The following is a 21,820-nucleotide window of genomic DNA, read 5'->3' as shown; positions in this document are numbered from 1 at the left end:
TTACGCAATACGTATAGGTATACTTTTTCTTACTCTGTGAATCAGAATCTCCGAGGAATATCCATGCGCCTTGTTTTCACCAGCCTGTCACTGGCTGCCTTGATGCTGACGGGTTGTGCGACGCAGACACCGGAAGAGCAACTCACACCGCTGGCACCCACGGTGCGCCTTTGCAATGGCGACCAGTGCGTGAACCAGCCGCGCCATATCGCCACCTTCCAGGGCGAGCCCGTCAATCCCGAAGCAGAACGCCGCATGGCCGCGCTGGCCGCCCTGGCCGAGCGCGACCCCAAGGCGGCATACGACCTCGGCCTGCGCCTGCTGCGCGGCGACGGCGTGGAGCGCAACACCTACCAGGCCATCGAATGGATGCGCAAGGCCGGTGACCGCGGCTACGGTCCCGCCCAGTTTGCCCTGGGCCGGCTCTACCTGCTGGGCTTCGAGGAAATGGGTTCCGACCCCGCGGAAGCCGAAACCTGGCTCTCGCGTGCCGCGGCCAAGGGCAACAAGGAGGCCAAGCGCCTGCTGCCCCAGGCCCAGGCAGCCAAGCGCGAAGCCCAGGAAAACTACCGGGTGCGCGAAGAGGACCGCAAATCGCTCAATGCCTGGTACGCCAATACGCCCTATAGCTGGATCTGGGGCACAACGGGCTGGTATCTGCGCTGAAAGCCGGCGGCGCCGCTTCAGCGCCTTTTTTCAAAATCCTTTACACAACTGAAAGCATATTCATGTCCAAGAAGACAACTCTGCGCCTTGCAGCCCTGGCTGCCTCCCTGGCCCTGGCCGGCTGCGTGACCCCCGGCGGCGGCACGATCAGCACCGGCACGGCCCCCACGGCGGCTACCGGCGCAGCCGGGGGCGCCAGCAGCGTGAATGCCAACCCCACGCTGGAGCGCTGCAGCGCACCCCTGGGCACGCTGGCCGTGGACGACGGCCGCGGCAAGGAGTGGTATGCCAGCTTCGGCGCCGCCACCAAGATCACGACCATCGAGCCGCTGATCCGCCTGGCCGTGCAGCAGTCCAACTGCTTCGTGATCACCTCCATCGGCAACAACCGCACCGAAAGCAAGCTCAGCGCCATCACCGACAAGCAGCGCAACTCGGGCGAGTTCCGCGCCGGCTCGCGCCAGCAGAAGGGCCAGCGCGTGGCGGCCGACTACTACATGGAGCCGTCCATCATCATCGACAACGACGCCACGGGCCAGCTGGCTGCCGGCGTGGGCGGCCTGTTCGGCAACGTGGGCACGCTGATCGGCGGCGCCATGCAGAGCAAGGCCTCGGTCGTGACGCTGAGCATGTTCGACATCCGCTCGGGCGTGCAGATCTCGATCTCCGAAGGCAATGCCACGGCCACCAATTTCGGCGCGGCCATGGGTGCCTTCGGCGGCGGCGCTGCAGCCGGCCTGGGCGGCTTCTCGCGCTCGCCCGAAGGCAAGGCCACCGTGGCCGCCTTCATGGACGCCTACAACAACATGGTGGTCTCGCTGCGCAACTACAAGGCGCAGGAAGTCAAGGGCGGCCTGGGCCGCGGCGGCCAGCTCAAGGTCGGCCAGTAATCGCTCCGGGGCTCCGTCCCATGCAAAAGGCCTCCTTGCGGAGGCCTTTTTGTTTGGCAGGGCGCGCGCTTCAGCCTTCGGCGCGCAGGCGCTCGATGATGCCGTTGAGCGCTTCGAGCGAGCCGAACTGGATCGCCACCTCGCCCACGTCCTGCACCTTGCCGCCGCGGCGCACGGTCTTCTTGACGCGCACCTCCACGTCGGCCATCAGCAGGTCCGACAGCTCTTCCTCGATGCGCTTGACGTCGCGCGACTTGACGTCCTTCTTGGCCTTCTGGCGCGTGAGGCTGAATTCCGCGCCGATCTTCTTGACCAGGGACTCGGCCTCGCGCACCGACAGCTTCTTGGCCGCGATCTGGTTGCCCGCCGTGATCTGCGTGGCGCGATCCAGCGTGAGGAGCGCCCGCGCATGGCCCATGTCGATATCGCCGGCCATGAGCATGGTCTGCACGGGCTCGGCCAGGTTCAGCAGGCGCAGCAGATTGGTCGCGGCGCTGCGCGAGCGGCCCACGGCCTGGGCGGCCTGTTCGTGCGTCAGGCCGAACTCCTTGACCAGGCGCGACAGGCCCTGGGCCTCTTCCAGCGGATTGAGGTCCTCGCGCTGGATGTTCTCGATCAGCGCCATGGCGGCCGCGGCCTCGTCTGGCACCTCGCGCACCAGCACCGGCACCTCGGTCAGGCCGGCCAGGCGCGAAGCGCGGAAGCGCCGTTCGCCGGCAATGATTTCGTACTTGCCGCTGTGCTCTCCCTTGCTGAGCCTGCGCACCAGAATGGGCTGCATGATGCCCTGGGCCTTGATGCTTTCGGCCAGCTCGTACAGCGCGCCCTCGTCCATGCGCGTGCGCGGCTGGTACTGGCCGGGCACCATCACTTCCAGCGCCAGGCTGGTCGGCACGCCGGCAGGCGCGGCGCCCTGCCCGGCCTCGGCCTTTTCGCTGACCTTGGGGCCCAGCAGTGCTTCCAGGCCGCGTCCCAGCCCCTTGGGTTTCTTTGTCACCATGGCTTGTTCTTTCCTTGAACCTAGAAACGGTAGTTGAACACGTCCGCCAGTGCCGTGACCGGTATGCCAGGCAAGGCGCAAACCGCAGCAATGGCTTTGCCATGGCGAGGATTTGCAACGCCGCATGGCGCTCCGGGCGCGGTGCTGGCGGGCGTGTAGCGCTGTTCACCACATGGGTGAATGCGAACGAAGCAGTGAAAATCAGTGTTCATGCGGCTCTCGTGAAAAAGGCAAGCGGTCAACTGCCATTTCTAGGTTGAAAGGTTTGCAGCAGCGCATGGCCGCTGCCCCAGTTGCCCAGGCCGCTGGCCGTGTTGATATGACCGGCGGCACCCGCGTTCACGAAACGGCTGCCCCAGGCATGAGCCATGGCCTGGGCGCGCGCCAGCGTGCAATAGGGATCGCTCTCGCTGCCCACCACGATGGAGGGAAACGGCAGCTTCTGCATCATTACCGGCGCCCAGCCCGGCAGCACGGCACGCAGGCTGTCCTGCTCGGTATCGGCCGGAGCCACCAGCAGCGCACCGGCCACCTTGCGGGCGAGCTTCTCGTTGCCCGCCGCTGCATGGGCGGCCCACCACGCCACCAGCACGCAGCCCAGGCTGTGCGCCGCCAGGACCACGGGCCGCGGCGCATCCAGCACGGTTTCCTGCAGGCGTATGCTCCAGTCCCCGCGCAGCGGACGCAGCCAGTCGTGCTGCTCCAGCCGCCGGTAGCCGTACAGGGCCTGCCAACGGCTTTGCCAATGATCGGCGTCCGAGTTCTGCCAGCCGGGCAACAGCCAGACGTCTTCAGCCTGCAATGCTTCGGATTCCATAGCTGCCCACGCCTTCTGCCTTTGCCTGATCGGGGTGTTTCACGTGAAACGTCACATCTTCTTGATGCGGCGCACCATCTCTTTGGCGAATTCGACAAAGGCCTTGCTGCCCTTGGCCGACGCATCGAACACCACGCCGGGCACGCCATAGCTGGGGGCCTCGGCCAGGCGCACATTGCGCGGGATCACGGTATCGAACACCTTGTCGCCGAAATGCTCCTTGAGCTGGTCGCTGACCTGCTGCTGCAGCGTGGTGCGCGGATCGAACATCACGCGCAGCAAGCCGATGATCTGCAGGTCCGGATTCATGTTGGCATGCACCTGCTTGATGGTGTTGACCAGGTCGGTCAGGCCTTCGAGCGCGAAGTACTCGCACTGCATGGGCACGATGACGCCGTGCGCCGCGCACAGGCCGTTGAGCGTGAGCATGGACAGCGACGGCGGGCAGTCGATGAGCACGAAATCGTAGTCGGCATCCACCGCCTTGAGCGCATTCTTGAGCCGCTCGTTGCGGTGCTCCAGCGTCACCAGCTCGATCTCCGCGCCCGACAGCTCGCGGTTGGCTCCCAGCACGTGGTAGCCCACCTGCTCGGAATTCACCGCCGCTTCCTGGATGCTGTTGTTCTCCAGCAGCACGTCGTAGACCGACAGCTCCAGCGCCCGCTTGTCCACGCCCGAGCCCATGGTCGCATTGCCCTGGGGATCGAGGTCGATCAGCAGCACCCGCTGGCCGACCTTGGCCAGGCCAGCGGCAAGATTGACGGTGGTGGTGGTCTTGCCCACGCCACCTTTTTGATTGGCTACACAGAAGATTTTGGCCATGAGATTTTTGGTTTAGGAGGTCGTGGCCAGCTTGAGGCCAAACCCGATCAGGAACACGCCAGCGGTTTTCTCCATTGCGCTCACCACACGCGGATTGGCGCGCAGGCGCGCCGCCAGGTGCGAGGTCAGCAGCACGACCACGAGGCTGTAGAGAAAGGTGAGCGCGGCCACGGTGGCCGCCATCACGCCGAACGTGAGCAGGCCCTGGTGGTGCGCCGGGTCCACGAACATGGGGAAAAACGCCATGTAGAACACGATGGCCTTGGGGTTCATCAGGGTGATCAGCGCACCCTGGCGGAAATAGTGGCGCGGCAGGATGTCGACGGCAGGTCTGCTGCCCGGCTTGCTGGTCCAGAGCCTGTAGCCCAGCCAGCCCAGGTAGACGGCGCCCAGCCACTGCACGGCATGGAAGGCGGCAGGATAGGCCGCCAGCACCGCGGCAACGCCGGCCACCGCCACCCACATCAGCACCTGATCCGCCGCGATCACGCCCAGGCAGGCCGCCATGCCGGCGCGCATGCCACCCTTGCCGGTAGACGTGATCAGTGCAAGATTGCCGGGCCCCGGAATCATCAGAAAGACGATGATGGCGACAACAAACGCACCGTAATCGGATATGCCGAACATTCAAACCCTGCACGATGAAAACGTGGAGTTTATGCGAGGGTTGTCGCCAGTGCATGAATCCGGAGCAGATGCCGCGTATCACGGTGTATTAAAACCGCTCACATGCTTGTTCACTGACGTGCAGCCGCTGCTCCAGAGAAAACGGCTTGTTGCCTTCGGGCGGCCCGGCAGCAATGAAAAAGCGCCACGCGGGCGCCTTTTCATTGGCATGAAGTGAATGTCAGGCGGCCCGCATCCACACGACGCAGCGCTCGGCATCCAGGCCCGGCACCTGCAAGGGTTCCACGTGAAACACCTGCACATCGGCAGGCAGCGCGGCCATTTCCTCCTCAGGGTGCTTGCCCTTCATCGCAAACCATATGCCGCCTTCAGCCAAGGCCTTGCGCGACCAGGTCGTGAAATCCACGAGCGAGGCAAAGGCGCGGCAGCTGATGACCGGGAACATGGTATTCAGGTTTTCCACGCGGTTGTGGATGCCGTGCAGATTGGGCAGGCGCAGCGATGCCGCGACCTGCTGGATGAAGGCCGCCTTCTTGCCTACGGTGTCCACGCAGTTCACGTCGATCTGCGGGCAGCAGATGGCAAACACCACGCCGGGCAGGCCGCCGCCCGAACCCACGTCCAGCAGTGGCAGGCGTGCACCCTCTTCCACCGGCAAGGTCTGCACATGGCGCAGCAGGGCCGGCACGGCCGCCAGGCTGTCGAGCAGATGGTGGGTCAGCATCTCCTGCGGATCGCGCACCGAGGTCAGGTTGTAGACCTTGTTCCACTTCTGCAGCAGATCGATAAAAGCCATCAGCGCATCGATCTGCGCCGGCACCAGCTCCAGCTGCAGCGCGGCAACGCCGGCCTCCAGCTGCGGACGCAATGCTTCGCTCACGGGAGTACCTTCGCCCTGACGGACTGCGGTGCCATGAGCCTTCGGAGCGGCCGGGCGGCTCATGCCGCAGCCTCTTCGGCAGAGGAAGCGAAGCCCTTGAAGCCACCCTTCTTCAAATGCACCATGAGCAGCGAAATCGCCGCCGGCGTCACGCCCGAGATGCGCGAAGCCTGGCCCAGTGTCTCGGGCCGATGCTTCTGCAGTTTCTGGCGCACCTCGAACGACAGGGCCGTGACCTGCATGTAGTCGAGTTCGGCCGGAAGGCGCAGCGTCTCGAAATGCGCGGCGCGCTGGACCTCGTCCTTCTGGCGGTCGATATAGCCCGAGTACTTGGCCGCAATCTCCACCTGCTCGATCACCGGTTCGCTCAGGTCGCCCAGGGCATAGGGGCTCACGTCCGCCGAAGCGTACCGGCCTTCGTTCATGCCCATGAGGGTTCCGTAGGACACGCCGGGGCGGCGCAGCAGATCGAACAGGTTGTACTCGCGCTCCATGGCCTTGCCGAGCACGCGCTCGGACTCCTCGGCCGAAACGATGCGCGGATTCACCCAGGTGGACTTGAGGCGCTCTGTTTCACGTGAAACAGCATCGCGCTTGCGGCTGAAGGCGTCCCAGCGCGCATCGTCGATCAGGCCCATCCTGCGGCCCACTTCGGTCAGGCGCATGTCTGCATTGTCCTCGCGCAGCTGCAGGCGGAACTCGGCGCGGCTGGTGAACATGCGGTAGGGCTCGGTCACGCCCTTGGTGATCAGGTCGTCCACCAGCACGCCCAGATAGGCCTCGTCGCGGCGCGGTGTCCAGGGAGCTTCGCCGCGGCATTGCAGCGCGGCATTCAGGCCCGCGAACAGGCCCTGGGCTGCGGCTTCCTCGTAGCCTGTCGTGCCGTTGATCTGGCCGGCAAAGAACAGGCCCTGGATCTGCCTGGTCTCGAAGCTGCTCTTGAGCGAGCGCGGATCGAAGTAGTCGTACTCGATGGCGTAGCCGGGGCGCAGGATGTGCGCGTTCTCCAGCCCCTTCATGGAGCGCACCAGTTCGTACTGGATGTCGAAGGGCAGGCTGGTCGAGATGCCGTTGGGGTAGAACTCGTTGGTGGTCAGGCCTTCGGGCTCGAGGAAGATCTGGTGGCTTTCCTTGTCGGCAAAGCGGTTGATCTTGTCTTCCACGCTGGGGCAGTAGCGCGGGCCCACGCCTTCGATCTTGCCCGTGAACATGGGGCTGCGGTCGAAACCGCTGCGGATGATCTCGTGCGTGCGCGCATTGGTATGCGTGATCCAGCACGGCACCTGGCGCGGATGCATGGCCGTGCTGCCCATGAAGCTGAACACGGGTACATGGCCTTCGTTCACGCCCCCCGGCATGCCGTCGCCCGGCTGCTCCTCGCACTGGCTGAAGTCGATGCTGCGGCCGTCGATGCGCGGGGGCGTGCCGGTCTTCAGGCGCCCCTGCGGCAGCTTCAGTTCCTTGAGGCGTCCGGACAGGCTCACGGCCGGCGGGTCGCCGGCGCGTCCGGCCGCATAGTTGTTCAGGCCCACATGGATCTTGCCGTCGAGGAAGGTTCCCGCCGTCAGCACCACGGTGCGCGACCGGAAGCGGATGCCGACCTGGGTGACGGCGCCGACCACGCGATCGCCCTCCACCATCAGGTCGTCCACCGCCTGCTGGAACAGCCACAGATTGGGCTGGTTCTCCAGCATGTCGCGGATCGCGGCCTTGTAGAGAATGCGGTCGGCCTGGGCGCGCGTGGCGCGCACGGCCGGGCCCTTGGAGCTGTTGAGGATGCGGAACTGGATGCCGCCCTTGTCGGTGGCCAGCGCCATGGCGCCCCCCAGCGCATCCACTTCCTTGACCAGATGGCCCTTGCCGATGCCGCCGATGGAAGGATTGCAGCTCATCTGGCCCAGGGTCTCGATGTTGTGGCTCAGCAGCAAGGTTTTGCAGCCCATGCGCGCAGCAGCCAGCGCGGCCTCGGTGCCGGCGTGGCCGCCACCGACCACGATCACATCAAATTCCTGTGGGTACAACATGTTCTTGACTCTCCGGGCCATGCCCGGCCCTTGGCCCCCGGCACGGAGCACCCATGCTCCTGCTCTCATGGCGGGCCGCCTCCTGTGTCTTGAACGGGGAGCCCTGCGGGGGAACCCGTAATTTTCCCACCATTGCGCGAACAATGCCTTGCATGGGGTTGCCCCGGTGCGCATCGCCGCCGGCCGCATGCGCGTTTCACGTGAAACAACGCCCCGCCCCTCTCCAAAGCAGGAAAGCTGCGCCCCGGCTGTGCTGCAATGCGGGCATGAAGATACTCATTTTTGCGGGCAGCACCCGCCGGGATTCCTACAACCGCAAGCTGGCCCATGCGGCCGCCGGCATCGCGCGCGAGTTGGGTGCCACGCCCACCGTGCTGGAGCTGTCGGATTACGACATTCCGCTGTACAACGCCGACCTGGAGGCCGAGGGTACGCCAGCCGACGTGATCCGCTTCAAGCAGCAGCTGCATGCGCATCCGGCCTGGCTGATCTGCACCCCCGAGTACAACGGCAGCTATCCTGCCCTGCTCAAGAACGCGCTGGACTGGGCGTCGAGCCCGGTCAAGGCCGATCCGCAATGGTCGGACGGCGTGCTGCCCTTCCGCGGCAAGGTGGTGGGCATGGCCAGCGCCTCGCCCGGCAGCATGGGCGGACTGCGCGCGCAGTCCCATCTGGCCCCCTTGCTGCTCAACCTGGAGTGCTGGGTGGCGCCGCGCAGCCATGCGGTCAGCCTGGCCTCGGAAGCCTTCGATGCAGCGGGCAACCTGCAGCGCCTGCAGAACCGGCAGGGCATGCAGGCCCTGGTGGAGCAGATCCTGTGGGCCGCCGGGCGCCTGGCCTGAAGCCCGGCCGCAACCAGCCCACCGTCCGGCCATGCCGGCGCATACCCATGTGCAGATGCCGGCATAGGCCGACACAGGCCTGCAGTAGCCCCTGCATGCAGATGGCATGCATACGGTTTAGCATGCCTGCTTGTCTTTTTACCTGAATGGAAGCCACTCGCTATGAAGCTTTATTACAGCCCGGGCGCCTGCTCCCTGTCCCCGCATATCGTGCTGCATGAAGCGGGCCTGCCGTACGAGGCCATCCTGGCCAGCACCAAGAGCCACAAGCTGCAGGACGGGACGGACTACTACACCATCAACCCGCTGGGCTACGTGCCCTTTCTGGTGCTGGACAACGGCGACACCCTGCATGAAGGTCCGGCCATCGTCCAGTACCTCGCGGACCAGGTGCCAGAGAAGAACCTGGCGCCTGCCAACGGCACCATGGCCCGCTACCACCTGCAGGAGTGGCTGAACTTCATCAGCACCGAGCTGCACAAGGGCTTCGGTCCCCTGTTCAACCCGGCCACGCCCGAAGACTACAAACCCGCCGTGCGCGAGCGCGTGCTCGGCCGCCTGCAATGGGTGGACGGCGAGCTGGCCAACAAGACCTATCTGATGGGCGACCAGTTCACCGTGGCCGATGCCTATCTGTTCACCGTCACGGGCTGGGCGCAGTTCGTGGGTGTGGACATCTCCGGCCTGTCCAACATCCTCGCCTACCGCGAGCGCGTGCTGGCACGCCCCGCCGTCCAGGCCGCCATGAAGGCCGAAGGCCTGCTCAAGTAAGCCGTTTCCGGCGCAACGCCCTACAGGCATATCGGCCCGGAACGATCCCGCGTTCCGGGCTTTTGTTTTTTCAGGAGCCCGTGATGACCTCTTTGTTCAACCCCGTCCGCGCCGGCGCGCTGGAGCTGCCCAACCGCATCGCCATGGCGCCGCTCACGCGCAACCGCGCGCCGCATGCAGTGCCCACCGACCTCATGGCCACCTACTACAGCCAGCGCGCCAGCGCCGGCCTGCTGATCAGCGAAGGCACGGCCATCAGCCACCAGGGCCAGGGCTATGCCGACGTGCCGGGCCTGTACAGCGAAGAGCAGCTCCAGGCCTGGAAGAAGGTGACGGCCGCCGTCCACGGCCAGGGAGGACGCATCGTCACCCAGCTGTGGCATGTGGGCCGGATCTCCCATACCCTGCTGCAGCCCGACAACCTGGCACCGGTAGGCCCCTCCGCCATCACAGCCCGGTCCAAGACCTATGTGATCGACGAGGGCAGCGGCCAGGGCCATTTCGTGCCGGTTTCCGCGCCGCGTGCCCTGCGCCAGGAAGAGCTGCCCGGCATCGTGCACGGGTTTGCCGCTGCCGCGCGGGCTGCCGTGGAGGATGCCGGCTTCGACGGCGTGGAGCTGCACGGCGCCAACGGCTATCTGCTGGACCAGTTCCTCAAGACCGGTGCCAACGAGCGTACCGACGACTACGGCGGCAGCATCGAGAACCGCTGCCGGCTGGTGCTGGAATGCGTGCGCGCCGTGGCCGATGCCGTGGGCGGCGGCAAGGTCGGCATCCGGCTCTCGCCCGTGACGCCGGCCAACGACATCGTGGATGCAGACCCCCAGCCGCTGTTCGAGTATCTGGTGCGGCAGATGGCTTCGCTGGGCCTGGCCTATATCCACATCATCGAAGGCTCGACCGGCGGACCGCGCGAACTCGAGGACCGGCCGTTCGATTACGCCGCGCTCAAGAACGCCTATCGCAAGGCCGGCGGCCAGGGCGCCTGGATGGTCAACAACGGCTACGACCGGACCATGGCCATGCAGGCCGTGGAAAGCGGATACGCCGACGTGGTGGCCTTCGGCAAGGCCTTCATTTCCAACCCCGACCTGGTCAGGCGCCTGCGCAACGATCTGCCGCTGAACGCCTGGGACTCCAAGCTGTTCTATGGCGGCGGCGCCAGGGGCTATACCGACTACCCCATGGCCGGATGATTCACGTGAAACAAGGCATATGGCGCCTGCAGCCTTGAAGGGGCAAGCGCCAGCAGCTATGTTTTCAGTAGCTGCAAGATAAAAAAGCCCGGCAGCATCGTCGCTGCCGGGCTTTTTGCTGGCCGGTGGCCGGTCAGGCGTTTTCCAGCAGTTGCGGCTCTTGGCTTGCAGGCGCGGCAATCGCAGTGCGCACGGCGCTGCGGGCCGGCGCCAGGCCCGGATGGCGCGCGGGCTGCAGCGCCTGCATGCCGCCTGCCACGCGAAACTGGCTGACCACCTGCGCCAGCCGCGACGCCTGCTCGCGCAGGGACTCGGCCGCGGCAGCCGACTCCTCCACCAGCGCGGCATTCTGCTGCGTCATGCGGTCGATGTCGCCCACGGCCTGGTTGACCTGGCCAATGCCCAGCGACTGTTCGCTGGAGGCGGCCGTGATCTCGCCGATGATGTCGCCCACGCGCTGCACGCTGTCCACAATGGCCTGCATGGTCTTGCCCGCGTCCTCCACCTGGCGCACGCCCACATCCACGGCTTGCACGCTGGTGTTGATCAGGCCCTTGATCTCGCTGGCGGCCTGGGCCGACCGCTGGGCCAGGCTGCGCACCTCGCCCGCCACCACGGCGAAGCCGCGGCCCTGCTCGCCTGCGCGGGCTGCCTCCACGGCCGCATTCAGGGCCAGGATGTTGGTCTGGAAGGCGATGGAGTCGATCAGGCCGATGATGTCGCCGATCTTGCGGCTCGACGCCGAGATCTCCTGCATGCTGACCACTGCCTGGTTCACGATCTGGCCGCCCTGCTTGGCCGTGCCCGAGGCCGAGGAAGCCAGCTGGTTGGCCAGCTGGGACGACGATGCCGTCTGCTGCACCGTGGCCGTGAGCTGGGACAGCGAAGCCACCGTCTCCTGCACATTGCTGGCCGTCTGCTCGGTGCGCGCCGACAGGTCCTGGTTGCCGGTCGCGATCTCCTGGCTGGCCGTGGCGATATTGCCGCTGGCGTCGCGCACCTGCGTGACCATGGCACTCAGCCCCTGTTGCATCTGCTCCAGCGCGTGCTGCAGCTCGGCCAGCTCGTCGCGGCCCGAGACTTGCACCTGTTGCGACAGGTCGCCGCTGGCGATGGTCAGCGCCATCTGGCGTGCCTCAACGAGCGGCGTGCAGATCGAGCGCATGTTCAGCAGCGTCAGCGGCACCACCACCACCAGCGTCAGCACCACGGCACCGATGAACATCCAGCGCGTCTGCTCGGCCACATCGCGCTCGGCGGCGGCCAGCGCATCGGACTGCTCGCGCAACAGCTGGTTCAGCTGCTGCATCAGCTTCTCGGCTTCCGCCACTTCGGCCAGGGCCTTGCCGCTCATGCGGTTGGCCGTGGTGGCCGAGTCGTAGCCGCCGGCCTCCAGCTGGCGCGCCACATGCTCGAAGGATTTGCGGTAGTTGTCGATGCGCGTGATGATGCCCTTGGCCACCGCATCGTCCTGCGCGTTGTCGTCGCTCGTGAAGTGGCCCAGCACCGCCTTGGCCTTCTCCATGGACTCGGCCCACTGGTTGTAGGCCTTGCGCACTTCCTCGGCGCGCTCGTACTGGATGATCATGTCCTTCTCGTGCGCGCGTATCGCGCCCAGCTGCGTGCGCAGTTCGGCCATGTAGCCCATCTTGACGTACGAGTTGTCCAAAAACTCCTGGCTCATGCTCTGGATGCGGAACATGCCCAGCATGCCCGCACTGCCCAACAAGCCCAGCAGCACCATCACCACGCCAATCGCGCCCAGCATGCGCGTGCGTATGGAGAAGCGCCGCATCATTCCCAACATGTTCATCTGTCTACCTCTGATCCTTTGAATCCAACCGCGCGTTTTACATCAGAAAACACAAATTGTTTCAGTTTGTCAAAAAACCGCGACTTTTCCATGACGGGAAATGCTTATCTCCAACACTCCCGGCCGCAGAAAACGCCAAATCCCGGCTGTTTGTCCTGCATCAACCCCGTCCCGGGAATTGGCTTGCCCGGCGCTTGACCTTGCCATGGTGTTAGGGTTGATCATCCAAGCCATGGAGCCGCATCCCGCGGCCTGCCCCATCCACAAGGAGTGATCAGATGCAACATGTTTTCGAAGTCCAGGGCATGACCTGCGGCCATTGCGAACGCGCCGTGACCCAGGCGGTGCAGGGCGTGGACGCCGCAGCCCAGGTGAAGATCGACCGGTCCGCCCACCGCGTCGAGGTGCAAAGCGATGCCCCGCGCGAAGCGCTGAGCACGGCCATCGCCGAAGAGGGGTACGAGGTTACGCCCTGAGCCGCCGACGCGGCTTCGCCCAAAGAGGACGACGCCTTCGGCTAGGCGCCCCCACCGCGGGGCGGCTCTTGCTCGGCGTCTCTGGCTTGGGCCCGGCATCACGATTCACACGGGGAAAACCACCATGCTTACCTCTTCACATTGGCCCGTCCCCATCGGCGAAGCCGCGCGGCGCGCGGGCGTGTCGGCGCGCATGGTGCGCCATTACGAATCGCTGGGGCTGCTGCCGCCCGTGCACCGCACCGACAGCGGCTACCGCCAGTACACCGAGGCCGACGTGCATGCGCTGCGCTTCATCCGCCGCGGCCGGGACCTGGGTTTTTCCATGGAAGAAATCGGCACGCTGCTGGGCCTGTGGCAGGACCAGGGCCGCGCCAGCAGCCAGGTCAAGGCCATCGCCCAGCGCCATATCGCGGCCCTGGCCGAGCGCATTGCCGCCATGCAGTCCATGCAGCGCACGCTGCAGACCCTGGCCCACTGCTGCCATGGCGACGACCGGCCGGAATGCCCCATCCTCGACGACCTGGCCAGCGCCGATACGCCGCTGGATGCCCCCGCTGCGGCGCCCCCTGCCCCCGCCCCGCGCGGACGCGGCAAGCGCGCCGCCGCGCGCGCCTGACATCCGGGCAGACCACGGCGGTTTCACGTGAAACCCGGCTCCCGCCGGCGGACTGGCTCGGCCGTGACAGCCGCTCACGATTGCTGTGCTGCACAATGGACCCGGAACGACGCCCGGCAAAGCACCGGGCCGCACTTTTCCGCCTCGCACGGCCCTTCTTCAGGAGACACAGCGCATGAGCACCCGAGACATCTTCGTCGTCAGCACCGCCCGCACGGCCATCGGCACCTTCGGCGGCAGCCTCAAGGACGTTCCCAATACCCAGCTGGCCACCACCGTGGTCAAGGCCGCCATCGCGCGTGCCGGCATCGCCGCCGACGCCGTCGGCCATGTGGTCATGGGCAATGTGATCCCCACCGACACGCGCGACGCCTACCTCTCGCGCGTGGCAGCCATCGATGCGGGCTGCCCTATCGAGACACCGGCCTTCAACGTCAACCGCCTGTGCGGCTCGGGCCTGCAGGCCATCGTCTCGGCGGCCCAGGCCATCGCCCTGGGCGATTGCGACGTGGCCATCGGTGCCGGCTCCGAATCCATGAGCCGCGGCCCCTACTTCGACCAGGCCTCGCGCTGGGGCGCGCGCATGGGCGACGCCAAGAGCATCGACTACATGCTGGGCATACTGCACGACCCCTGGCAGAAGATGCACATGGGCATCACGGCCGAGAATGTGGCCGAACGCTACAAGATCAGCCGCGACATGCAGGATGAGCTGGCCGTGATCAGCCAGCAGCGCGCCGCCGCGGCCATCGAGGCCGGCCGCTTCAAGGAACAGATCGTCCCCGTGGAGATCGCCACGCGCAAGGGCACGGTGCTGTTCGACACCGACGAGCATGTGCGCGGCAACACCACGCTCGAAACCCTGGCCGGCATGAAGCCTGCGTTCAGGAAGGAAGGCGGCACGGTGACGGCCGGCAATGCCTCGGGCATCAACGACGGCGCAGCGGCCGTGCTGCTGGCCGCCGGCGACCGCGTGGGCGCGCTGGGCCTCAAGCCGCTGGCGCGCCTGGTCGGCTATGCCCACGCCGGCGTGGAGCCGGCCTACATGGGCATAGGCCCGGTTCCGGCCACGCAGAAGGTGCTGCAGCGCACCGGCCTGAAGATCGACGACATGGACGTCATCGAAGCCAACGAAGCCTTTGCCGCCCAGGCCTGCGCCGTCATCCAGCAACTGGGCCTGGATCCGGCCAAGGTCAATCCCAACGGCTCGGGCATCTCGCTGGGCCATCCTGTGGGCGCCACAGGCGCCATCATCACCACCAAGGCCATTGCCGAGCTGCAGCGCACGGGCGGCCGCTATGCGCTGGTGACCATGTGCATCGGCGGCGGCCAGGGCATTGCCGCCATCTTCGAGCGCGTCTGATCGATCGGTTGAACGCTCCATCAGCAAAGGCCTGCCGGCTCATGCCGGACAGGCCTTTGTTTTTGATAGCGGCTGGCGCCTGTTAGCAAACAATCTCAGTATTCATAAAGCACCAGATCGTTTGCCGGCAAGCGTCAATAGCTTCGATTTACATAGCGCAATACCGCTCAGAACGGCGCTTCCTCGGGCGCCGTGTCCACAGGCGCTGCAGCGGGCCCGGTCAGGGCCACCCTGCCTGTCCCCTTGCCGGCCTGCGCCAGGCGCACAGGCAGCGTTTCAGATGCCTGCGCGCGGTCCTGCAAGGCGGCAGGCAGACCAGCGCCCAAGCCCGTGCGCCCTTCCCCGCCCAGCGCCTCGATCAGATCCGGAATCAGGCGCGACAGCTCGCCCGTGGCAATGGCCACATCGGTATCGAAACCGCCATCGTCCCGGGACTGCCCGTCCATCACCGCGTCGAGCAGCGCGATCTTCTTGATCTGCAGGCCCTCGGTGAGCACAAAGCTCACGCGGTCGTCCCAGGTCATGGCCAGCTTGGTCGGCAGCTTGCCGTGCTCGATGTGCTGGCGCACCTCGTCGATGTCGAGCGGATGGCGCGCATAGCGCACCACGGCCTTGGATTCGTCCGCGGCCTTGAGTTCGCACTCGCGGTCCACGCTGAAGCCGGCCGGCGGTTCCTGCGTCATCAGCCAGTGCGCCATGGCCGCCTGCGGGCTGGTCTGGGTATCGACCAGGGCCAGCGCGAAGCCCGGCAGGCCTTCCACCAGCAGGCTCACCACCTCGTCGGCACGCGCCTGGCTGCCGGTGTCCAGCACCAGCGTGCGGGCCTGCGGATCGATCCACACCCACATGCTGCCCTGCTTGGTGAAGGCCATGGGCAGCAGGTCCAGCTTGGCCTCGTCCTTGAGTTCCTTCTTTTCCTTCTTGCCGGGCTTGCGGCCTTCGGTTTTCTCGATGTGCTCGGCCTTCTCGTTGACCTTGCGGTTGAGCACGCTGGCCGGCAGCATCTTGGCCTCGGTCATGAAGCGCAGCACCCACTGGCCCGCCACGCTCTCGGCCAGCGGCCCGTGCTGCTCGCCGCGCGGCGGCACCCAGCCGGCGCTGCGCTCCTGGGTTGCGCCGCACTCGGCAAACGGCGTCTTGCTCAACGCCTCCTCCAGCACCTGCAGATCGCTTTGCCATCCTTCGGCAATGCGATAAACAATCATGTTTTTGAACATCAAAAACCTTTTCGACTCATCGGCCGGTCGCCCTCTCGGCGCCCCGGACCGGACACAAAACACGGGCATGCGCCCAACGTCCACAGCGGCCATTGTGCGCAGCAACTAAAGAACCCGTTCGTAATACTTTACAGACCGGCTGCAAAACCACACGCCGCAGAAACATGGGCACCCCACACTTCAGTCATCCGCTGCCGGATGCCCACACTGGAGCAACACCGAGCGGCCCTTCATCCACTTCGCAAGAAAGGAACCCGGCATGACCCGCTTTCACAAGACGCTCACCAGCGCAGCCATCGCCTCCGCCCTGCTCGCCTCGCTGAGCCTGCCCAGTTTCGCCCAGACTACGGCGCCCGCAGCCCCCGCCGCGGCAACCGCCCAGGCAGCGCCCCAGCACAAGCATGGCCAGGGCAATATGGAAGACAGGCGCGCCGAACGCATGGAGCACATGCAGCAGCGCATCGCCAAGCTCAAGGCCGACCTGAAGCTGACCCCGGCCCAGGAATCCGCCTGGAACACCTACGCCGCCGCCATGAAGCCCGGCGAACGCCCTGCCCGCATGGACCGCGAAGCCTTTGCCAAGCTCACGACTCCCCAGCGCATCGACAAGATGCGTGAAATGCGCGAACACCGCAATGCCGAGATGGATCGCCGCGCGCAAGCCACCAAGGCCTTCTATGCCCAGCTGACGGCCGAGCAGCAAAAGACCTTCGATGCCGAAACCCTGCGCATGCACCATGGCCCCCGCCCGCACCATGGACCGCATGGCGGCAAGCCCGGGCACGAACGCCCGGCTGCACCGGCATCGGCTCCTGCCGCCCAATAAGCACAGCTGCGCTGAACGCCAAAGCCCCCGGCCTGCACAGGCCGGGGGCTTTTTTGCTGCTGCAGCTTGCCCCCGCCTCTTCCCCGGGGCTTCCAGGATTCAGCTTTTGCTGACTGCGGTCCCCTGCCCCTGCCGACATCTCCAGCAGGATTTATTACTACAGTGATATACACAGCTTGCCAGAAACCGGCGTTGCCGCAGCGCCATCCCAACCCATCGGGCAGACTGCGAAGTTCACGTCACTTAAGGGGCAGTTACCATGCAAAAACGAAAATTTCACGGGGGATATGCGATTGCCGTGCTGGCAATGCTGGTCAGCACAGACAGTTTTGCACAGAACATACCGGGTAGTTCACAAAACAATCCCGGCATGTACCTGCAGTACGGCGCGGCGGAGCATGGCACGGACAGCTGGACCCTGGGCGCCACCATTCCCTGGAGCCAGTGGAGCTACCGCCTGGGCGGCGGCCTGGTCACCGGCTACTGGGACATCTGGGGCAGCCACTGGTCCGCCAGATACGAAGGCAGCAACCGCTCGACCTGGGTCCTCGGCGCCAAGCCCACGCTGCGCTGGCGCCCCGACCAGGGCCAGTCCCCCTGGTTTGCGGAGGCCGGCATAGGCGTGAGCTACGCCACCAACCGCCGCTACATCACCGACCACAAGGAATTCTCCACGCGCTTCAACTTTGCCACCCATATCGGTGTGGGCTATCTGTTCGGCGAGCAACTGAGGAACGAGGTCAGCCTGCGCCTCGAGCATCTTTCCAACGCAGGCATCAAGGAACCCAATCCGGGAGAGAACTTTCTGCAGCTGCGCTATGTGCGCCATTTCTAGGCCGCCGACTTCGGCCGCCGGGCCGGCCTAGGCAGGCAGGCCACTTCCATACCAGCCACCCGCGACAGGGTGGCTTTTTTTTGCCCGCATGCACCTGTGGAAAAACATGGTGATAAAAAACATGGATCTTTGACGTTTTCCACAAGCCGTGGCCGCCGCCCCAAGTTGTACCCAAAACGAGGACAGCGGCAACAGGCCTTCAGACACATGTTTAACGTCAACACAAGTTATTGATTTTTAATATGTTTTAACACTTATCAACACTTAAGTGGATCACTTACTATTACTACTAATTAAAAAACTAAGTCTAGGAATAACAACCAAGGACGCATTTTTCACAGCCATTCCGCTGCGTTGAATAAAAAAAGCGTTCTTCAGATCACTGGAAAACGCCCGCATGCATGGACACAGACAGCGCCATGCAGGTGTAGAAGAACCTTTTCAATCCTTGTTCACTATAAAAAAGTGAGCTAAAAACTTTTGTTTTTCAATGGATTCATGGAGATACCTATAAAAATTCCTTGTCGTGGAAAACTGTGGACAAGTGCGCAAGAAATTTTTACTTGTGCACAGAAAGAACCATTCAGCCAGACTTGTTCATTCCAGCAGGACAGCGGCAAAGCATGTCCATGCACATCGTTATCCTCGAGGAATTTCCTTGATTTTTATATATTTTTTCAAGTTATCAACAGCCTGGAGCGACCTTTACTACTACGACTATTTTTTTATAAAACTTCCAAAGAACAACCGGGGCCAAGTTCGGTCTTCCTTGTTTTTCCGGATCGGCACGAGGGTGTTCTGCTGCGTTTGTCGACATGAACTGCGGAAAAAATCCGGCTCCAGCGGAATACACGCGCCGCTGCAGGGAAAAGTGGCGTAAGATGCGCGGCTCGCTCTTCCAGAGCTGGGGATAAATGCAGCTGGAAAAGCGTTTGAAAGGGAATTTATCCACAGAATGTTCTGCACACCTGTGTGTAAGCAGGACTGTTCCTGGAGGCCAGTCGGCTGCCTCTGCATCCCGCAGTTCCGGGAAAAATCATTCAAAAAATTTCAATGGATTTTCAACGCCTGGCAAGCGAGGGCGGCTGCCGGGCTCTGCATGAGGAGGCAGCAAGGAAATCGATCCAGCAAACCGCTGTTTTTGCTGGTTTTTTTATTCACGGAGAGCGGCCTCAAGCAGGCCGGACGGATGTTCGCCTGCCGCGGCAAGGACGGGCAGCAGTACGGCGGACTGTCTTCTGGCAACGAACCGTCCGAAACAGAACCGGTTCAGCAGAGCACGGGCATGCAGCGGAGGCGAAAACGGTGCAACAAAAGCCCATCGGTCCGGCCGACCCGGTTGGGCAATGTTTTCCACAACCCGGCCTGCCGGAAGTGGCCAACTGTGGCACTGTGTCCGGTTCGGCGGGGTTTAGCGCACGGCCTGGCGCTGAAGGGTGAAGGGCGGCAGGCCCTTGATCAGCTGCTGGCCGTAGCTGGTGGCCACCAGGCGTCGGTCATAGCAGTAGACATGGGCACGGTCTTCCTCCGTGCGTATGGCGCGTCCCACCCACTGGGCCAGCCGTATGGCAGTGGCGGGCACCACCAGCTCGTTGAAGGGGTTGCGGCCGCTGCTGCGCAGCCACTCGGCCCGTGCTTCGCCCACGGGATCGTCGGGCGGGGCGAACGGCAGCTTGGTGATGAACAGGGATTCGCACAGCGCCCCGGGCAGGTCCAGGCCTTCGCCAAAGGACTGCATGCCAAAGATGATGGAAGGCTCCCCGAGCGCGACGGCGTCGCGGTGGCGGGCCAGCAGCGTGGGGCGGGGCAGGGCGGTCTGCACCAGCACCTGCGAGCGCATGGCGGTGGACAAGGCATCCACCGCCTGGCGCATCTGCTCCCTGGAGGTAAACAAGACCAGCGCACCCGCCTGTACGCGGCTCAGATCGGTCAATAGAGCCTCGACCATCTCTTCGGTGAAGCGGGCGGCTTCTCGCGGGTCTGCGGCCGTCTCGCGGGCCACCAGAGTGCCTTGGCGGGCATAGTCGAAGGGGCTGGGGACCTCCAGCGTGGTCACCGAGGCATCGCTGGCCAGGCCGGACTCGCGCAGGAAGAAGTCGAATTGTCCACAGCTGGTCAGTGTGGCCGATGTCAGCACCGCACCGCGCACCTGCGACCACAGATGCTGGCGCAGGGTGGCTCCGGGCTGTATCGGGCTGGCATGGGCCTTGACCACTATGTACTCGCCATCTGTCTCCAACGTGAACCATTTTGCGTTGGGGATGGTTTTTCTGTCGTCATCTTCAGGAGCTTGCTGCAGCAGCAACTGCGTGGTGTCGAAGATGGATTCCAGCCGGGGCGCCAGTGCGCCAACCTGTGCATAGATGGTGGAAAGCCTGCGGGATTCTTCGGGCTTGTCCTTGATTTCGGCTCTCAGCGCCTTGGACACCGCGCGCAGAGCGTCCAGGAAGCGGTCCGCATGGTGGGCGATCAGGCCCAGGGGCTCCAGCAGGTCCTCGGGCAGCACGCCGCGCGGAACGCGCACGCGGGCCGGGCCGTAACTGTCCTTCTGGGACTTCAGGGCGTCCCCATAGTGCGCCATCACCAGGCGGGCCAGTTCCTGCAGCTGCTGGCGCAGCTGGCCGGCATGTTGGGGCACGTCGGCCAGTTCCTCCACCTCGGCTACCGTGTTCACGCGCAGGGCGCGGCTGGCCAGCTTGTCGATCCAGGTGAGGCGGCTCAGGTCCATTTCGCCCGCGAACTGGTCCAGGGCCGTGGAGGGCAGGTGATGGGCTTCATCGAGCACCAGAAGGCAGTTGTCCAGCTCCGGCAGCAGCTTGGAGCCCAGGGACGACAGCAGCAGATCGTGGTTGGCCACGATGACCTGGGCGGCCACAAGGTCCTTGCGGCGCTCGTAGTAGACGCATTGGCTGAATGCCGGGCAGTGCTTGCCCGTGCACGAGGCCGATTCCGCGGCCACGGGACTCCAGGCCTCGGCTTCGGGCGGCGTTTCCAGCATGTCGCGGTCGCCGTTCCAGGCCTGGGTGGCGAGGGCATCGGCCATGGATCTGTAGAACTGGATGCGGGCCTCCAGTTCGTGGCGGGGGCGGGCCATGCGGGCCTGTGCCTCTTCCTCGCCGAACAGGTCGTCCATCTCGTCCTGGGCTTCGCCGGTGCTGGCCAGGCGCTCCAGCTTGAGCTTGCAGACGAAGCGGCCCCGGCCCTTGGCCAAGGCGAACTTGAAGGGCTGGTCGAGCTGCTGGGCCAGGGCGGGCAGATCCTTGTTGACCAGCTGCTCCTGCAGGGCCACGGTGGCCGTGGAAATCAGCACCCGGGTACCACGCGACAAGGCCATGCTGATGGCCGGAATGCTGTACGCCAGCGATTTGCCCACGCCGGTGCCGGCCTGCACGACGGCAATGGAACGCCGGGGTTCGGGATCGCCTTCATCCACTTTTCCGAGCTGGGCCTGGCTCAGGGTCTGGGCGACCCGGGCCGCCATTTTTCGCTGTCCTTCGCGATTGCGGAACCCCGGCATGGCTCCGACCACCGCATCAAAGGAATTCAGGGCATCCTGAGCCCACTTTTTTTCATGCATTTCAGCGTTTTTCGGCACGCAAGGACGCTGAGCGACTGCGTTTTATAAATATTCGTACAGGGATATGTATCAAATAAGCTGCTTTTCTTATGAAATACAGCTTACAAAACTGGTCGTTCACATTTTTTACAAGCTACAAAGTACCGTCCTATCTTGTCTGCAAGCGTTCGGCTGCCTGTATGTTATCCACCAGATCCCAAGGAGTTGTTCATTGTAATTGTGGATGGCCAGGGCAGCATGCTGTGGTGCTTATCCACATGATCCGCTCTGCCTTGATGTGTTTGGATGTTGTGCGCAAGTCTGTGCACATGTTTGTTGATGGATTCTTCAGGTGGTTGTTATTTATTTGTGAATCTTTGGATTTTGGTGTTGCCGATTTTTTTTGTTGGGTGAAGATGATGCCCAAGCCTGTGAATAAGTGTCTTTAGTTGGTTGGATGGATCATGAAGCAAGAAGCCGCAGATTTATCCACAGGGTTGTCATTTCTTGCATTTTTCCGATATGCACTTTTCTGCATGCGCTCATATGGCATGAAGGCGGGACATGGGTGCCCCTGATC

Annotated in this window: 21 protein-coding genes; 11 read left to right on the top strand and 10 right to left on the bottom strand. The window is 64.2% G+C overall.

What is annotated here, in order from left to right; translation table 11 throughout:
• The first annotated feature begins 63 nt into the window (after positions 1 to 63).
• The gene (locus Cte04_RS07190) at positions 64 to 666 is read left to right on the top strand and encodes a tetratricopeptide repeat protein (RefSeq protein WP_066474535.1); all 603 of its coding nucleotides are present in this window, start codon (positions 64 to 66) and stop codon (positions 664 to 666) included.
• A gap of 62 nt (positions 667 to 728) precedes the next feature.
• The gene (locus Cte04_RS07185; protein ID WP_066474532.1) at positions 729 to 1,556 is read left to right on the top strand and encodes a hypothetical protein; all 828 of its coding nucleotides are present in this window, start codon (positions 729 to 731) and stop codon (positions 1,554 to 1,556) included.
• Positions 1,557 to 1,626: 70 nt separating this feature from the next.
• Here the strand turns inward: Cte04_RS07185 and Cte04_RS07180 are convergent, their stop codons facing one another.
• The 5 genes from Cte04_RS07180 to Cte04_RS07160 are packed head-to-tail and all read right to left on the bottom strand — an operon-like array spanning position 1,627 to position 4,822.
• Entirely contained in the window at positions 1,627 to 2,556 is a 930-nt protein-coding gene (locus tag Cte04_RS07180; RefSeq protein ID WP_066474529.1) for a ParB/RepB/Spo0J family partition protein, read from the bottom strand.
• Positions 2,557 to 2,576: 20 nt separating this feature from the next.
• Positions 2,577 to 2,768, bottom strand: a complete 192-nt coding sequence (locus Cte04_RS07175; RefSeq protein WP_157081876.1) for a hypothetical protein — start codon at positions 2,766 to 2,768, stop codon at positions 2,577 to 2,579.
• A 26-nt stretch (positions 2,769 to 2,794) separates the two neighbouring features.
• Positions 2,795 to 3,373: an RBBP9/YdeN family alpha/beta hydrolase gene (locus Cte04_RS07170; protein WP_066474527.1), complete on the bottom strand. Its 579-nt coding sequence runs from the start codon at positions 3,371 to 3,373 to the stop codon at positions 2,795 to 2,797.
• Positions 3,374 to 3,424: 51 nt separating this feature from the next.
• Positions 3,425 to 4,195 carry a ParA family protein gene (locus tag Cte04_RS07165; RefSeq protein WP_066474525.1) on the bottom strand — a complete coding sequence of 257 codons (771 nt, stop codon included), beginning with the start codon at positions 4,193 to 4,195 and terminating at the stop codon, positions 3,425 to 3,427.
• A gap of 12 nt (positions 4,196 to 4,207) precedes the next feature.
• Complete coding sequence (locus tag Cte04_RS07160; protein ID WP_066474516.1) at positions 4,208 to 4,822, bottom strand: LysE family translocator; 615 nt, start codon at positions 4,820 to 4,822, stop codon at positions 4,208 to 4,210.
• On the opposite strand from Cte04_RS07160, the gene Cte04_RS07155 reads away from it, so the two are divergent.
• Positions 4,812 to 5,039, top strand: a complete 228-nt coding sequence (locus Cte04_RS07155) for a hypothetical protein (protein WP_157081874.1) — start codon at positions 4,812 to 4,814, stop codon at positions 5,037 to 5,039. The genes Cte04_RS07160 and Cte04_RS07155 overlap by 11 nt on opposite strands.
• A 3-nt stretch (positions 5,040 to 5,042) precedes the next feature.
• On the opposite strand, the gene rsmG is transcribed toward Cte04_RS07155, so the two are convergent.
• Together rsmG and mnmG are read right to left on the bottom strand one after the other, a co-directional pair.
• On the bottom strand, positions 5,043 to 5,702 hold the full coding sequence (rsmG, locus tag Cte04_RS07150) for a 16S rRNA (guanine(527)-N(7))-methyltransferase RsmG (RefSeq protein ID WP_066474513.1): 660 nt from the start codon (positions 5,700 to 5,702) through the stop codon (positions 5,043 to 5,045).
• A 59-nt stretch (positions 5,703 to 5,761) separates the two neighbouring features.
• Positions 5,762 to 7,726 carry a tRNA uridine-5-carboxymethylaminomethyl(34) synthesis enzyme MnmG gene (mnmG, locus tag Cte04_RS07145; protein ID WP_066474511.1) on the bottom strand — a complete coding sequence of 655 codons (1,965 nt, stop codon included), beginning with the start codon at positions 7,724 to 7,726 and terminating at the stop codon, positions 5,762 to 5,764.
• Positions 7,727 to 7,992: 266 nt separating this feature from the next.
• On the opposite strand from mnmG, the gene Cte04_RS07140 reads away from it, so the two are divergent.
• From Cte04_RS07140 to Cte04_RS07130, 3 genes are all read left to right on the top strand, one after another.
• Positions 7,993 to 8,568 carry an NADPH-dependent FMN reductase gene (locus Cte04_RS07140; protein WP_066474509.1) on the top strand — a complete coding sequence of 192 codons (576 nt, stop codon included), beginning with the start codon at positions 7,993 to 7,995 and terminating at the stop codon, positions 8,566 to 8,568.
• 162 nt (positions 8,569 to 8,730) lie between these two features.
• Positions 8,731 to 9,339, top strand: a complete 609-nt coding sequence (gstA, locus tag Cte04_RS07135) for a glutathione transferase GstA (RefSeq protein ID WP_066474507.1) — start codon at positions 8,731 to 8,733, stop codon at positions 9,337 to 9,339.
• A gap of 83 nt (positions 9,340 to 9,422) precedes the next feature.
• On the top strand, positions 9,423 to 10,535 hold the full coding sequence (locus Cte04_RS07130; RefSeq protein ID WP_066474505.1) for an alkene reductase: 1,113 nt from the start codon (positions 9,423 to 9,425) through the stop codon (positions 10,533 to 10,535).
• A 133-nt stretch (positions 10,536 to 10,668) separates the two neighbouring features.
• Here Cte04_RS07130 and Cte04_RS07125 read toward each other — a convergent pair whose 3' ends face one another.
• Positions 10,669 to 12,348 carry a methyl-accepting chemotaxis protein gene (locus tag Cte04_RS07125; RefSeq protein WP_066474501.1) on the bottom strand — a complete coding sequence of 560 codons (1,680 nt, stop codon included), beginning with the start codon at positions 12,346 to 12,348 and terminating at the stop codon, positions 10,669 to 10,671.
• Positions 12,349 to 12,626: 278 nt separating this feature from the next.
• Between Cte04_RS07125 and Cte04_RS07120 the strand changes: the two genes are divergently transcribed.
• The 3 genes from Cte04_RS07120 to Cte04_RS07110 all read left to right on the top strand — a co-directional run bounded on the left by Cte04_RS07120 (position 12,627) and on the right by Cte04_RS07110 (position 14,806).
• Entirely contained in the window at positions 12,627 to 12,824 is a 198-nt protein-coding gene (locus tag Cte04_RS07120) for a heavy-metal-associated domain-containing protein (protein WP_066474499.1), read from the top strand.
• A gap of 124 nt (positions 12,825 to 12,948) precedes the next feature.
• Positions 12,949 to 13,443, top strand: coding sequence for a Cu(I)-responsive transcriptional regulator (cueR, locus tag Cte04_RS07115; RefSeq protein ID WP_066474496.1), 495 nt, complete (start codon positions 12,949 to 12,951; stop codon positions 13,441 to 13,443).
• 175 nt (positions 13,444 to 13,618) lie between these two features.
• Positions 13,619 to 14,806, top strand: coding sequence for an acetyl-CoA C-acyltransferase family protein (locus Cte04_RS07110; RefSeq protein WP_066474493.1), 1,188 nt, complete (start codon positions 13,619 to 13,621; stop codon positions 14,804 to 14,806).
• Between the two features lie 167 nt (positions 14,807 to 14,973).
• Here Cte04_RS07110 and Cte04_RS07105 read toward each other — a convergent pair whose 3' ends face one another.
• On the bottom strand, positions 14,974 to 16,023 hold the full coding sequence (locus Cte04_RS07105) for a recombination-associated protein RdgC (RefSeq protein WP_066474491.1): 1,050 nt from the start codon (positions 16,021 to 16,023) through the stop codon (positions 14,974 to 14,976).
• A 259-nt stretch (positions 16,024 to 16,282) separates the two neighbouring features.
• On the opposite strand from Cte04_RS07105, the gene Cte04_RS07100 reads away from it, so the two are divergent.
• The gene (locus Cte04_RS07100) at positions 16,283 to 16,849 is read left to right on the top strand and encodes a Spy/CpxP family protein refolding chaperone (RefSeq protein ID WP_066474486.1); all 567 of its coding nucleotides are present in this window, start codon (positions 16,283 to 16,285) and stop codon (positions 16,847 to 16,849) included.
• 370 nt (positions 16,850 to 17,219) lie between these two features.
• Positions 17,220 to 17,684, top strand: a complete 465-nt coding sequence (locus Cte04_RS07095; protein ID WP_245633313.1) for an acyloxyacyl hydrolase — start codon at positions 17,220 to 17,222, stop codon at positions 17,682 to 17,684.
• A gap of 1,411 nt (positions 17,685 to 19,095) precedes the next feature.
• Here the strand turns inward: Cte04_RS07095 and dinG are convergent.
• Complete coding sequence (dinG, locus tag Cte04_RS07090; RefSeq protein WP_083526547.1) at positions 19,096 to 21,261, bottom strand: ATP-dependent DNA helicase DinG; 2,166 nt, start codon at positions 21,259 to 21,261, stop codon at positions 19,096 to 19,098.
• Positions 21,262 to 21,820 lie beyond the last annotated feature (559 nt).

The sequence above is a fragment of the Comamonas terrae genome (assembly GCF_001544075.1).
Classification (GTDB): Bacteria; Pseudomonadota; Gammaproteobacteria; order Burkholderiales; family Burkholderiaceae_C; genus Comamonas; species Comamonas terrae.
This window is presented reverse-complemented; position numbering and strand designations above follow the sequence as displayed.

Coding starts and splice junctions, on each gene's coding strand:
- Cte04_RS07190 (WP_066474535.1), top strand. CDS start 64: ATGCGCCTTGTTTTCACCAGCCTGTCACTGGCTGCCTTGATGCTGACG.
- Cte04_RS07185 (WP_066474532.1), top strand. CDS start 729: ATGTCCAAGAAGACAACTCTGCGCCTTGCAGCCCTGGCTGCCTCCCTG.
- Cte04_RS07180 (WP_066474529.1), bottom strand. CDS start 2,556: ATGGTGACAAAGAAACCCAAGGGGCTGGGACGCGGCCTGGAAGCACTG.
- Cte04_RS07175 (WP_157081876.1), bottom strand. CDS start 2,768: ATGAACACTGATTTTCACTGCTTCGTTCGCATTCACCCATGTGGTGAA.
- Cte04_RS07170 (WP_066474527.1), bottom strand. CDS start 3,373: ATGGAATCCGAAGCATTGCAGGCTGAAGACGTCTGGCTGTTGCCCGGC.
- Cte04_RS07165 (WP_066474525.1), bottom strand. CDS start 4,195: ATGGCCAAAATCTTCTGTGTAGCCAATCAAAAAGGTGGCGTGGGCAAG.
- Cte04_RS07155 (WP_157081874.1), top strand. CDS start 4,812: ATGCCGAACATTCAAACCCTGCACGATGAAAACGTGGAGTTTATGCGA.
- Cte04_RS07160 (WP_066474516.1), bottom strand. CDS start 4,822: ATGTTCGGCATATCCGATTACGGTGCGTTTGTTGTCGCCATCATCGTC.
- mnmG (WP_066474511.1), bottom strand. CDS start 7,726: ATGTTGTACCCACAGGAATTTGATGTGATCGTGGTCGGTGGCGGCCAC.
- Cte04_RS07140 (WP_066474509.1), top strand. CDS start 7,993: ATGAAGATACTCATTTTTGCGGGCAGCACCCGCCGGGATTCCTACAAC.
- gstA (WP_066474507.1), top strand. CDS start 8,731: ATGAAGCTTTATTACAGCCCGGGCGCCTGCTCCCTGTCCCCGCATATC.
- Cte04_RS07130 (WP_066474505.1), top strand. CDS start 9,423: ATGACCTCTTTGTTCAACCCCGTCCGCGCCGGCGCGCTGGAGCTGCCC.
- Cte04_RS07125 (WP_066474501.1), bottom strand. CDS start 12,348: ATGAACATGTTGGGAATGATGCGGCGCTTCTCCATACGCACGCGCATG.
- Cte04_RS07120 (WP_066474499.1), top strand. CDS start 12,627: ATGCAACATGTTTTCGAAGTCCAGGGCATGACCTGCGGCCATTGCGAA.
- cueR (WP_066474496.1), top strand. CDS start 12,949: ATGCTTACCTCTTCACATTGGCCCGTCCCCATCGGCGAAGCCGCGCGG.
- Cte04_RS07110 (WP_066474493.1), top strand. CDS start 13,619: ATGAGCACCCGAGACATCTTCGTCGTCAGCACCGCCCGCACGGCCATC.
- Cte04_RS07105 (WP_066474491.1), bottom strand. CDS start 16,023: ATGTTCAAAAACATGATTGTTTATCGCATTGCCGAAGGATGGCAAAGC.
- Cte04_RS07100 (WP_066474486.1), top strand. CDS start 16,283: ATGACCCGCTTTCACAAGACGCTCACCAGCGCAGCCATCGCCTCCGCC.
- Cte04_RS07095 (WP_245633313.1), top strand. CDS start 17,220: ATGTACCTGCAGTACGGCGCGGCGGAGCATGGCACGGACAGCTGGACC.
- dinG (WP_083526547.1), bottom strand. CDS start 21,261: ATGCATGAAAAAAAGTGGGCTCAGGATGCCCTGAATTCCTTTGATGCG.